The organism is Mesorhizobium sp. M7A.F.Ca.US.006.04.2.1 (genome assembly GCF_004022915.1).
GTDB lineage: Bacteria > Pseudomonadota > Alphaproteobacteria > Rhizobiales > Rhizobiaceae > Mesorhizobium > Mesorhizobium ciceri.
The window spans coordinates 1-11,980 of sequence record NZ_RZQA01000084.1; the positions used below are offsets into that span (position 1 = coordinate 1).

Here is an 11,980-nt window from a genome sequence, read left to right on the forward strand (position 1 = left end):
TCCCAGAACTTGTTGATATGCTCGGCGACGCCGGCAATGCCTTCCTCGCGCGGCTTGGAATGGAAGAAGTCGGCGATCTGGTTTGCCATGCGCACCAGCTTCTCGGCGGTGCTCATAATGTGTTCTTCGTCATGCGACATGCTTGGCAACTCCGCAAACCACCCGGTCGGGGTGGGTGAAAATATCAAAATCGTCGCCGCGAACCAGCGCCACCAGCGTCATGCCGGACTCTTGCGCCGTGCGGATGGCAAGGGCGGTCGGCGCCGAGACGGCGATGATGAAGGCCGAACCGATAGAAGCCGTCTTCTGCACCATTTCGACCGAAACCCTGGATGTCACCACGACAGCACCGGATGCGCCCTCGATGCCGGCTTTGGCCAGCGCACCCGCCAGCTTGTCGAGCGCATTGTGACGGCCGACATCTTCGCGCGCCATGACGATGCCCTTGCCGGGCACATAGAAGCCGGCGGCGTGCACGGCTCCGGTCTCGGTGTGCAGCGGCTGCACTTTCGACAAAAGCTTGACCGAACGGACAATATCGTTGGCATCAAGCGTAAGCTTTGACACACCAACCGCATCCACCGAACGCATCGCTTCCTCGATCGATTCGATGCCGCAGAGCCCGCAGCCGACCGGACCCGCGAGCCTTCGCCGCCGCGCTTCGAAGCGCGTGTTGGCTCGGTCCTTCAGCCGGATCTGGATGTCGATGCCGGCGCCATGGTCCTCGACCTCGATGGCTTCGATCTCCTCCGGCGCAGCTACAATGCCCTCGGTCAGCGAGAAGCCAAGCGCGAAATCCTCGAAATCGGCCGGGCTTGCCATCATCACCGCATGCGTGGTGCCGGCAAAGGAGAACGCCACCGGCGTCTCTTCCGGCACCATGCGGTTCGCCGTAGCAGTGCCGCTGGCGCGGTGCGCCAGCCGCGATACCTGCGTCGTGGCTTTGCGCCGCGCGCTCAAGACTACTCCGCCGCCTGCAAAGACGCGATGCGCCGGCTCTGCTTGGCTTGCTCGTCATAGTCGCGCTGCCATTCCGACGGCCCATTGGAGGCGCCGACCTGCACCGCCGTCACCTTGTATTCCGGGCAGTTGGTCGCCCAGTCGGAGAAGTCGGTGGTGATCACGTTGGCCTGCGTGTCCGGATGGTGGAACGTCGTGTAGACCACGCCGGGCGACACCCGGTCGGTGATCAGCGCGCGCAGCGTCGTCTCGCCCGAGCGGCTGGTCAGCCGGACCCAGTCGCCGTCGCGCAAGCCGCGGTTCTCGGCATCGTGCGGATGAATCTCCAGCCGGTCCTCCGAATGCCACATGCTGTTATCGGTGCGCCTGGTCTGCGCGCCGACATTGTACTGCGACAGGATGCGGCCGGTGGTGAGCAGCAGCGGGAAGCGCGGCCCCGTCCTTTCGTCCGTCGCCACATATTCGGTACGGATGAACTTGCCCTTGCCGCGCACGAACCCGTCGATATGCATGATCGGGGTGCCGAGCGGCGCCTTCTCGTTGCAGGGCCATTGCACGGACCCGACACGGTCGAGCAGCTCGAAGGAGACGCCGGCGAAGCTCGGCGTGGTCATCGCGATCTCGTCCATGATTTCGGAGGGATGCTTATAGTTCCAGTCCAGCCCGATCGCGCGGGCAAGCTCCTGCGTCGCCTCCCAATCGGCGTAGCGCGCCTTCGGCTCAAGAACCTTGCGCACCATGTTGATGCGGCGCTCGGCGTTGGTGAAGGTGCCGTCCTTCTCCAGGAAGGTCGAGCCCGGCAGGAAGACATGGGCGTAGTTCGCCGTCTCGTTGAGGAAGAGGTCGTGCACGACGACGCATTCCATCGCGGCAAGGCCGGCTGCGACATGCTTGGTGTCGGGATCGGACTGCAGAATGTCTTCGCCCTGGATGTAGATGCCCTTGAAGCTGCCGTCGACGGCGGCGTCCAGCATGTTGGGGATGCGCAGGCCGGGTTCGTCGTCCAGCTTCACGCCCCACAAGGTCTCGTAGATATCGCGCACGGCTTCGCCGGAGATGTGGCGATAACCGGGCAGCTCATGCGGGAACGAGCCCATGTCGCAGGAGCCCTGCACGTTGTTCTGGCCGCGCAGCGGGTTCACGCCGACGCCGGGCCGGCCGATATTGCCGGTGGCCATGGCGAGATTGGCGATTGCCATCACAGTGGTCGAACCCTGGCTGTGTTCCGTCACGCCCAGGCCGTAATAGATCGCGCCGTTGCCGCCGGTGGCGTAGAGACGCGCAGCACCGCGGATCAGCTCGGGATCGACGCCGGACAATTTGCCGACGGTTTCGGGGCTGTTTTCCGGCAAGGCGACGAACGATGCCCAATCCTGGAACTCCGTCCAGTCGCAACGTTCGCGGATGAAGGCTTCGTCGAACAAGCCCTCGGTGACGATCACATGCGCCAGCGCCGTCAGCACGGCCACATTGGTGCCGGGCTTCAGCGGCAGGTGGTAATCCGCTTCGATATGGGCCGACTTGACCATCTCGGTGCGGCGCGGATCGAGCACGATCAGCTTGGCGCCCTGGCGCAGCCGCTTCTTGAGCCGCGAGGCGAACACCGGGTGAGCGGAAGCCGGATTGGCGCCGATGATGACGGCGACATCGGTGAAGTCGACGGAATCGAAATCCTGCGTGCCGGCAGACGTGCCATATGTCTGGCCGAGCCCGTAGCCCGTCGGCGAATGGCAGACGCGTGCGCAGGTGTCGACATTGTTGTTGCGGAAACCCTGCCGCACCATCTTCTGGACGAGGTAGGTTTCCTCATTGGTGCAGCGCGACGAGGTGATGCCGCCGATCGCGGTGCGTCCGTACTGGTACTGGATGCGGCGGAATTCCTTGGCGGTATGGCCGATCGCCTCTTCCCAGCTTACTTCGCGCCACGGATCGGTGACCTTTTCGCGGATCATCGGCGACAGGATGCGGTCCTTGTGGGTGGCGTAGCCATAGGCGAAACGGCCCTTCACGCAGGAATGGCCGTGGTTCGCCTTGCCCTCCTTGTAGGGCATCATGCGAACGACTTCGTCACCCTTCACCTCGGCCTTGAACGAGCAGCCGACGCCGCAATAGGCGCAGGTGGTGACGGCCGAGCGCTCCGGCAGGCCCTTGGCAAGCACCGTCTTCTCACGCAGCGCATCGGTCGGGCAGGCCTGGACGCAGGCGCCGCAGGACACGCATTCCGAATCGATGAACGCCTCGTGCATTCCCGCCGAAACCCGGGATTCGAAGCCGCGTCCCTCGATGGTCAGCGCAAACGTGCCCTGCACTTCTTCGCACGCCCGCACGCAGCGCGAGCAGACGATGCATTGCGAGGCATCATAGGTGAAATAGGGGTTGGATTCGTCGCGGGCGATGTAATCGACTGCCAGCGAGCCATGGCCGGGCGCCACGCCACCTTCCGGCTTGACGTGGTTGCGGCCCTCGATGCCGTAGCGGTTCTCGGTCAGACCGATCGACTTCGCCACCGCGTCGAACTCGCTGGCGCCGGTTCCGGCCTGTTCGTTCCAGCCGGTCGGATGGTCGGAGACGTAGAGCTCCATGACGCCACGGCGAATGGCATCGAGCCGCTCGGTCTGCGTGCGCACGATCATGCCTTCGCCGACAGGCGTCGTGCAGGATGCCGGCGTGCCGCCGCGTCCTTCGATCTCCACAAGGCAGACACGGCACGAACCGAAGGAGTCCAGCATGTCGGTGGCGCAGAGCTTCGGGATCTCGACCCCGCCCTCCATCGCGGCACGCATGATCGAGGTGCCTTCCGGCACGGTGATGCTGCGCCCGTCGACGTTCAGCGTGACCTGCTTCTGCGCCTTCGATTGCGGGGTTCCGTAGTCGATCTCTTCGACGAGGGAGGGGAAGTCGGCCTTGATGTTCATCTGCCAGCTCCTATTCGGCAGCCACGCGCACGGGCGCGGGCTTGAAGTCGTCGGGGAAATGGGTGATCGAGCTCATCACGGGGTAGGGCGTGAAGCCGCCCAGCGCGCAGAGCGAGCCGAATTTCATCGTGTTGCAGAGGTCGGTGACCAGAGCGAGGTTCTTCTCCGGCTCGATGCCCGCGGCGAGTTTGTCGATGGTCTCGACACCGCGCGTCGAGCCGATGCGGCAGGGCGTGCACTTGCCGCAGCTTTCGATGGCGCAGAACTCCATGGCGAAGCGCGCCTGTTTCAGCATGTCGGCGGTGTCGTCGAACACCACGATACCGGCATGGCCGATCAGCCCGTCCTTGGCCGCGAAGGCTTCATAGTCGAATGGCGTGTCGAACAGCGCGCGCGGGAAATAGGCGCCGAGCGGTCCGCCGACCTGCACTGCCTTGACCGGCCGGCCGGTGGCCGTGCCGCCGCCGATCTCGTCGACGATCTCGCCAAGCGTCATACCGAAAGCGGCTTCGAACAGCCCTGCAAATTTGACATTGCCGGCGATCTGGACCGGGATCGTGCCGCGCGAGCGGCCCATGCCGAAATCCTTGTAGAAGGCCCCACCCTTGTCCATGATGACAGGCACAGAGGCTAGGCTGATGACGTTGTTGATCACCGTCGGCTTGCCGAACAGCCCCTTATGCGCAGGCAGAGGCGGCTTTGCGCGTACCATGCCGCGCTTGCCCTCGAGCGAATCGAGCAGCGCCGTCTCCTCGCCGCAGACATAGGCGCCGGCGCCGACCCGGATCTCCATGTCGAACGCGTGAGGGGAACCCAGCACGCTGGCGCCAAGAACGCCGGCCTTGCGGGCGATCTCGACGGCCTTGTTCATCGCCGCCACCGCATGCGGATATTCCGAGCGGACATAGACGAAGCCCTTGGTCGCGCCCGTGGCTATACCGGCGATCGTCATGCCTTCGATCAGCACGAAGGGATCGCCCTCCATGATCATGCGGTCGGCGAAAGTGCCGGAGTCGCCTTCATCGGCGTTGCAGACGATGTATTTGCGGTCGCCTGCTGTATCGAGCACCGTCTTCCATTTGATGCCGGTCGGGAAGCCGGCGCCGCCGCGTCCGCGCAGGCCCGATTCGGTCACCTCTGCGACGATGGCGGCAGGCGTCAGCGCCAGCGCGTTCATCAGTCCATTCAACCCGCCATGTTTTTTGTAGGATTCGAGCGACAGCGGATCCGTGACGCCGCAGCGCGCGAAAGTCAGCCGCGTCTGCTTGGCCAGGAAGGGGATCTTGTCCGGCGCGCCCAGCCAGCGTTTATGATGGCCGCCGGTAAGGAAGCCGCTGTCGAACAGGCTTTTGACGTCGGACGGTTTGACCGGCCCGTAGGCGATGCGGCCGTTGGCTGTAGCGACTTCGACCATCGGTTCGAGGAAATAGGCGCCGCGCGAACCATTGCGCACGATCTTGGCCTCGATGCCGCGCTCGGCGAGTTCGCCGGCGATCGCCTTGGCGACCTTTTCGGCACCAAGCGCCAGCGCACCGGAATCGCCGGGAATGTAGATACGCGGGATCATGAGCGCACCTCTGCAACGATCTCGTCGAGCTTCTCGTCATCGAGCCGTCCGATCACCTCGCCATCGAGCATGGCGGCGGGCGAACAGGCGCACAGGCCGAGACAGTAGACCGGCTCCAGCGTCACCGAACCGTCGCGGGTCGTTTCATGAAAGCCGATGCCCAGCAGTTGCTTCAGCTTGGCGGCGATGGCATCCGACCCCATGGACTGGCAGGATTCCGCCTGGCAGAGCTTCAACACATGCCGGCCTGCCGGATGGCTTCGGTAATCGTGATAGAAGCTGACGACGCCGTGCACCTCGGCCCTGGAAATGTTCAGCGCCTCGGCGATGACCGGCAGCGCATCCTTGGGCACATGGCCGAACTCTTCCTGGATGCCGTGGAGGATCGGCAGCAAAGGGCCTTCGAGCCCCTTCATCTCCTGGATGATCGCGGCCGTGCGCGACGTAATCTCGGTACTTGCAGGCTGCATTGTCATGCAGCGCCCTCCCTATCGTAGCGACCCACGCATATCGGCCAAAAGCATCAAGCTGTTTTGGAACAACGACATGCGCGTGCCGCTTTATCGCTAAGTGCTTAAGAAACCAGAGAAAACCTCTGAAATCAATAAAGCGGTTTCGTTGTACGATAGAAATCTTCTATCGTTCCGTTTGACTAACCCTGTCTAGCGGAACGGTTGGCATGGAAATCGTCCGCCAGCGCCATTGCCTCGTCCAGCAGCGCCGAGACCAAAGGTGTGTGCGGTTCGCGCGGTGTCGCCACCAGGCCGACCGTGTGGCTGGCGTCTGGTTCGATGATTGGAATGGCCCGGATCGGTTCGGAAAAGCCGAATGTTTCCGCAAGGTTGAGCGGCATGATCGACGACCATTTGCCGGTGCGGATGTGCGAAAACAGCACGATCATCGAATTGGATTCCAGCGTCGGTCGCACCTGCACGCCGGCTTCGGCCAGATGCTGGTCGATGATGCGGCGGTTCTGCATGTCCGGCGTCAACAGGCACAGCGGCAGGCTTGAGAGCTCCGCCCATGTCACTTTGTCGCGGTCGGAATAGGGATTTCCCATCGCGGTGATCAGTTGGTAACGCTCGTCATAGAGCGGCACGCTGGTCACCCGCCCCAGCGGCTCGTTGTCGAGATAGGTGATGCCGGCATCGATGTCGAAATTGCCGAGCAGCGACAGCACCTCGATCGAGGTCCGCGACAGCACCGAAAAGGTGACGCCGGGATGCTTTTCGCGAAATGGCGTCGTCAGCCGCGGCAGCATGGCGAGCGCCGTCGGGATGGCGGCGATGCGGATACGGCCCGAAAGTCCGTGGCGCGCCGCGCGCATTTCCTCGCGCATGGTCCTGGTGTCGCCGACGATGCGGCGTGCCCACACCAGCACCTGTTTTCCCTCCGGCGTCAGCCCCTGGAAGCGTGAGCCGCGCAGAACCAGCATGACGCCAAGCTGGCCTTCCAACTGCTTGATGCCGGCCGACAGCGTCGGCTGCGTGACGCCGCACACCTCCGCCGCCCGGCCGAAATGCTCCTCCCTGGCGAGCGCGATGAAGAATTCCAGCTTGTCGATCATGTGATCTTTCCGGTCGTTCGCTGCAAGGTCGGGGAAATTGTGCTCTACCGCAAGCGCCACGCACAATTGCCCTGCATCCACACCTTTAAGCCGGCTACCTGTTTCCCGCGGCTGAATGCGGCGCTATGTGGATGAAACTGGGAGATCGACCATGCTGGGCTGGTTCCGCAAGCTTTTGCCGCGCGAAGATCGCTTCTTCGACCTGTTCGAACGACATTCCCGCACCGTGGTCGGCGGCGCCGAGGCGCTGGAGCAGCTTCTCCAGGGCAGGGATATCGATCTCTGGTGCCAGAAAATCATCGATCTCGAAGATGAGGCCGACCACATCACCGCGGAAGTCCTGCTGGCTGTACGGCGCTCCTTCATCACGCCTTTCGATCGCGGCGACATCAAGGACCTGATCCAGTCGATGGATGACGCCATCGATATGATGCACAAGACGGTCAAGACGGTGAAGCTGTTCGAGCGCAAGGAGTTCGATCCGCTGATGCAGGAAATGGGTGGCGTCATCGTCGCCGCCGCCAAGCTGGTGGCCGAGGCGATCCCGCTGCTCAACAAGGTCGCAACGCATACTGTGCGCCTCAACGCCATCGCCGAAGAGGTGATGCGCGTCGAAAGCCGGGCCGACGACCTGCACGAGCAAGGGCTGAAGGATCTCTTCAGGAAGCACGGCAGCAGCGATCCGATGGCCTATATGATCGGAAGCGAGATTTATGGCCAACTGGAAAAGGTGGTCGACCGCTTCGAGGACGTCGCCAACGAGATCAGCGGCATCGTCATTGAGAATGTCTAGGTGATGGAAGCAACCATTGCCTTTCCCGTGCTGGCCGGCCTCGTCGCCGTCGCACTGTTCTTCGACTTTCTCAACGGCCTGCACGACGCCGCCAATTCCATCGCCACCATCGTTTCCACCCGCGTGCTGCGGCCGCAATATGCGGTGCTGTGGGCGGCATTCTTCAATTTCATCGCCTTCATGTTCTTCGGCCTCCACGTTGCTGAGACCGTAGGCAAAGGCATCGTCGACGTCAGCATCGTCACCCCGGCGGTGATCTTTGCAGCCCTGGTCGGCGCCATCGTCTGGAACATCGTCACCTGGATCGCCGGCATCCCTTCGAGCAGCTCGCATGCGCTGATCGGCGGCCTGGTCGGCGCCGGTGTTGCGAAGGCAGGCGTGGGCGCCATCGTTTGGACCGGGCTTGGCAAGACGGTCGCGGCAATCGTCTTGTCGCCAGCGACGGGCTTTATCCTGGCGCTCGTCCTGGTTCTCGTCGTCTCGTGGCTCTTCGTGCGCCAGACGCCGTTTGCGGTCGACAGCACCTTCCGCGTCATGCAGTTCTTTTCCGCCTCGCTCTATTCCCTCGGGCACGGCGGCAATGACGCCCAGAAGACCATGGGCATCATCGCCGTGCTGCTCTATTCGCAAGGCATGCTCGGCGCGACTTTCTACGTGCCGCTGTGGGTGGTCCTCACTTGCCAGTCGGCACTGGCGCTCGGCACCCTGTTCGGCGGCTGGCGCATCGTCCACACCATGGGCTCGAAGATAACCCGGCTGAACCCGATGCAGGGTTTTTGCGCCGAAACCGGTGGGGCGATCACGCTGTTTGCGGCGACCTGGCTCGGCGTTCCCGTATCGACCACCCACACCATCACCGGCGCCATCATCGGCGTCGGCGCCGCCCGCCGCGTCTCGGCCGTGCGCTGGGGCATTGCCGGCAACATCGTCATCGCCTGGATCGTTACCTTGCCGGCCACCGCTTTGATTTCGGCGCTCACCTACCTCGCGGTTGGCCTGGCGAGGTGAGGTGAAGAAATCTACCTGTCCACAAGGTTCAGGATGTTGCCGTCTGGATCCTTGAACCAGGCAACCTTCATTCCGTAACCGACGTGGAGATCGCCCTCCAGCGTCAAGCCCGGCATTTGATAGTGCTCGAAGGCGACGCCCTTCGACTTCAGCTCCTTGACGATGTTGCCGATCTCGTCGCCAACCATCCAGGTCACCGCTGTCGCCTTGTTGGTTCCGGCAAATTGGGAATGATAGACGTTGAGGGTGGTATCGCCGCTTTTGTACACGATCAGTTCGCCCCCCTCATCCTGCACCTGTTTCAGGCCAAGCGTTCCTTCGTAGAAAGCCTTGGCCTTTGCCAGATCGCTTACCGCCAGATTTGCCGTTGCGTTGCTGTTTGCGAGCATAATCGCCTCCTTCTCGGCTTGTCGGTCCCGTGCTGGTCGTTGAAATAGGTCGCCGCGATCGTTTGGCGACTGTCGGCTGGATTGATTGCTGGCCGCATCGGCGCTCGCTTATCTGGAGGACGTTTGGCGCGGATGAAATCCGGCAGGACCCGCCGGTTTTTCAGGCACGCCATGACAGCCATTGCTCCACGGCTTGGTTCTGTCCGGAAACTGCATTATCTCAGGTGCAAGCTGCATCTCAGGCGCAAGCTGCGTAAGGAAAAACTGCCATGTCCGTCACCAAGGAAATCGTCACCGAGCGTCTGAAGACGGTCAACGGACCGGATTTCACCGGCAACATCGTCGACCTCGGCATGGTTTCGGAAATTTTCATCGCCGACGGGAAGGTCTTCTTCTCGATTACCGTTCCCGCCGCCCGCGCCCAGGAAATGGAGCCGCTGCGCGCCGCTGCCGAGCGTGTCGTCAAGGCGATCCCCGGTGTCGCCGGCGCCGTCGTCGCGCTGACGGCCGAGAAGAAGGGCGGCGGCATGGAGGCGCCGGTTCCGTCGCGCCCCGCACCCAGGCCCGTTCCGCCGGCTGCGCCCGCTGCCGCCGCGCCGCGTGCGGCTCCGCACGCGCCGGCCTCGCACAGCTCGGGCAAGCGTGGCGTACCCGGTATCGAGGGGATCATTGCCGTTGCTTCCGGCAAGGGCGGCGTCGGCAAGTCGACCACCGCCGTCAACATCGCGCTCGGCCTCGCCGCCAACGGCCTGCGCGTCGGCGTGCTCGATGCCGACATCTACGGCCCGTCCATGCCAAGGCTGCTCAACATCCACGGCCGGCCGCAGACCGTCGACGGCAAGATCCTGAAACCGATGGAGAATTACGGCCTGAAGGTGATGTCGATGGGTTTCCTCGTCGACGAGGAAACGCCGATGATCTGGCGTGGCCCGATGGTGATGTCGGCACTGACGCAGATGCTGCGTGAAGTCGAATGGGGCCGTCTCGACGTGCTCGTCGTCGACATGCCGCCCGGCACCGGCGACGCGCAGCTGACCATGGCCCAGCAGGTGCCGCTGGCTGGCGCCGTCATCGTCTCGACGCCGCAGGACTTGGCCCTGATCGACGCGCGAAAAGGCCTCAACATGTTCAAGAAGGTCGACGTGCCGCTGCTCGGCATCGTCGAGAACATGAGCTATTTCATCGCCCCGGACACCGGCAAGCGCTACGACATCTTCGGTCATGGCGGGGCGCGGCGCGAGGCCGAGCGCCTTGGCGTCACCTTCCTCGGCGAGGTGCCGCTCGAGATGGGCATTCGCGAAAGCTCGGATGCCGGCACGCCGGTTGTCGTCTCCAAGCCCGACGGCGCCGAGGCGAAAATCTACCGCGACATCGCCTCGAAGGTCTGGGACCGGGTTAACGAAGAGCGTGGTGCTGCGGCAGCGGCGGTGCCGAGTATTGTTTTCGAGTAGCTTGTTCGGTAGCCGCCGCCGCTCTGCAGCCTAGGCCGCGCCGACCTTCTCGCCGAAACTGGAAAAAAACTGTCCGGCCAGTTTCTTCGAGGTCGATTCGATCAGCCGGCTGCCGAGTTGGGCGATCTTGCCGCCGACATCGGCCTTGGCCGCGTAGTTCAATATCGTGGCGTCGGGTCCATCTGCCGTCAGCGTCACGTCGGCGCCACCCTTGGCGAAGCCTGCAATGCCGCCCTTGCCTTCGCCCTGGATGGTGTAGGAGTGCGGCGGCTTCAGGTTCTTCAGCGTCACTTCGCCGTTGAACGTCGCCTTGATCGGTCCGATCTTCACCACCACGGTTGCCGCCATCTCGGTCGGCGACTTCATCTCCAGGCTCTGGCAACCGGGAATGGTCGCCTTCAAGACCTCGGGATCGTTCAGCGCTTCCCACACTTTTTGCAGCGGTGCGGCAATGCGCTCCTCGCCTTCGATCACCAAAGCCATGAAAACCTCCCGGACAAGACTGTCCGAACCCGTAACGCACGGCTTAGTGCGTGTCTATCGCACCAAAGTCCGGTTGCGACCGCACGCCCTCTTGCCTGCTCCCGCGCGTTGCCATATCGATTTGTCTTACAAATACGGAGACCATGATGGCAGGCGCCCCCACCCATAAGAAAAAATTTCGCTCGCAGGAGTGGTTCGACAATCCCGACAATCCGGGCATGACGGCTCTCTATCTCGAGCGCTATCTCAATTACGGCCTGACGCGCGCCGAACTGATGTCCGGCAAGCCGCTGATCGGCATCGCCCAGACCGGCTCGGATCTGTCGCCCTGCAACCGTCATCATATCGAACTGGCCAAGCGTGTGCGCGAAGGCATCGTCTCGATGGGCGGTATTCCGTTCGAGTTCCCCTGCCATCCGATCCAGGAGACCGGCAAGCGCCCGACCGCAGCGCTCGACCGCAACCTTGCCTATCTCAGCCTGGTCGAGGTGCTTTACGGCTACCCGCTCGATGGCGTCGTGCTGACCATCGGTTGCGACAAGACGACGCCGGCGCTGCTGATGGCAGCGGCCACCGTCAACATTCCGGCGATCGCGCTGTCGGTCGGGCCGATGCTCAATGGCTGGCACAAGGGCAAGCGCACCGGCTCCGGTACCATCGTCTGGGAATCACGCCAGCGCCTGTCGGCCGGCGAGATCGATTATGACGAGTTCATGGACATCGTCGCCTCGTCGGCGCCGTCCACCGGCTATTGCAACACCATGGGCACCGCCACCACGATGAACTCGCTGGCCGAGGCGCTTGGCATGCAGTTGCCGGGCTCGGCCGCCATTCCCGCGCCCTACCG

12 protein-coding genes are annotated in these 11,980 nt (G+C 63.2%); 4 read left to right on the top strand and 8 right to left on the bottom strand.

Going from position 1 to position 11,980, the window contains the following annotated elements:
• The 6 genes from EN925_RS07065 to EN925_RS07090 form a co-directional block, all read right to left on the bottom strand.
• Nucleotides 1-140 (bottom strand): formate dehydrogenase subunit delta (locus EN925_RS07065; RefSeq protein WP_164894151.1); only part of this gene is annotated, 140 nt, incomplete at its 3' end.
• Nucleotides 130-960, bottom strand: coding sequence for a formate dehydrogenase accessory sulfurtransferase FdhD (gene fdhD / locus EN925_RS07070; protein ID WP_127368387.1), 831 nt, complete (start codon nucleotides 958-960; stop codon nucleotides 130-132). The genes fdhD and EN925_RS07065, both read right to left, overlap by 11 nt.
• A gap of 2 nt (nucleotides 961-962) precedes the next feature.
• Nucleotides 963-3,875: a formate dehydrogenase subunit alpha gene (gene fdhF, locus EN925_RS07075; RefSeq protein ID WP_127368388.1), complete on the bottom strand. Its 2,913-nt coding sequence runs from the start codon at nucleotides 3,873-3,875 to the stop codon at nucleotides 963-965.
• 10 nt (nucleotides 3,876-3,885) lie between these two features.
• Complete coding sequence (locus EN925_RS07080; protein WP_127368389.1) at nucleotides 3,886-5,442, bottom strand: NADH-quinone oxidoreductase subunit NuoF; 1,557 nt, start codon at nucleotides 5,440-5,442, stop codon at nucleotides 3,886-3,888.
• A complete protein-coding gene (locus tag EN925_RS07085) occupies nucleotides 5,439-5,918 on the bottom strand; it encodes a formate dehydrogenase subunit gamma (protein WP_023811689.1) in 480 nt (159 codons plus the stop codon). Before EN925_RS07085 ends, EN925_RS07080 begins: the two co-directional genes overlap by 4 nt.
• 176 nt (nucleotides 5,919-6,094) lie before the next feature.
• Complete coding sequence (locus EN925_RS07090) at nucleotides 6,095-7,009, bottom strand: LysR family transcriptional regulator (protein ID WP_013528010.1); 915 nt, start codon at nucleotides 7,007-7,009, stop codon at nucleotides 6,095-6,097.
• Between the two features lie 151 nt (nucleotides 7,010-7,160).
• On the opposite strand from EN925_RS07090, the gene EN925_RS07095 reads away from it, so the two are divergent.
• Both EN925_RS07095 and EN925_RS07100 read left to right on the top strand, forming a co-directional pair.
• Nucleotides 7,161-7,802, top strand: coding sequence for a DUF47 domain-containing protein (locus EN925_RS07095; RefSeq protein ID WP_013528009.1), 642 nt, complete (start codon nucleotides 7,161-7,163; stop codon nucleotides 7,800-7,802).
• A 3-nt stretch (nucleotides 7,803-7,805) separates the two neighbouring features.
• A complete protein-coding gene (locus EN925_RS07100) occupies nucleotides 7,806-8,810 on the top strand; it encodes an inorganic phosphate transporter (RefSeq protein WP_013528008.1) in 1,005 nt (334 codons plus the stop codon).
• Between the two features lie 11 nt (nucleotides 8,811-8,821).
• Here the strand turns inward: EN925_RS07100 and EN925_RS07105 are convergent, their stop codons facing one another.
• Entirely contained in the window at nucleotides 8,822-9,199 is a 378-nt protein-coding gene (locus EN925_RS07105) for a VOC family protein (protein ID WP_063169927.1), read from the bottom strand.
• 269 nt (nucleotides 9,200-9,468) lie between these two features.
• On the opposite strand from EN925_RS07105, the gene EN925_RS07110 reads away from it, so the two are divergent.
• Nucleotides 9,469-10,650 carry an Mrp/NBP35 family ATP-binding protein gene (locus tag EN925_RS07110; protein WP_127365781.1) on the top strand — a complete coding sequence of 394 codons (1,182 nt, stop codon included), beginning with the start codon at nucleotides 9,469-9,471 and terminating at the stop codon, nucleotides 10,648-10,650.
• A gap of 30 nt (nucleotides 10,651-10,680) precedes the next feature.
• Here EN925_RS07110 and EN925_RS07115 read toward each other — a convergent pair whose 3' ends face one another.
• Nucleotides 10,681-11,133, bottom strand: coding sequence for a carbon monoxide dehydrogenase subunit G (locus tag EN925_RS07115; RefSeq protein WP_013528005.1), 453 nt, complete (start codon nucleotides 11,131-11,133; stop codon nucleotides 10,681-10,683).
• Nucleotides 11,134-11,279: 146 nt separating this feature from the next.
• Here EN925_RS07115 and EN925_RS07120 point away from each other — a divergent pair.
• The coding region (locus EN925_RS07120; RefSeq protein ID WP_206616510.1) for a dihydroxy-acid dehydratase at nucleotides 11,280-11,980 on the top strand (701 nt) is incomplete at its 3' end.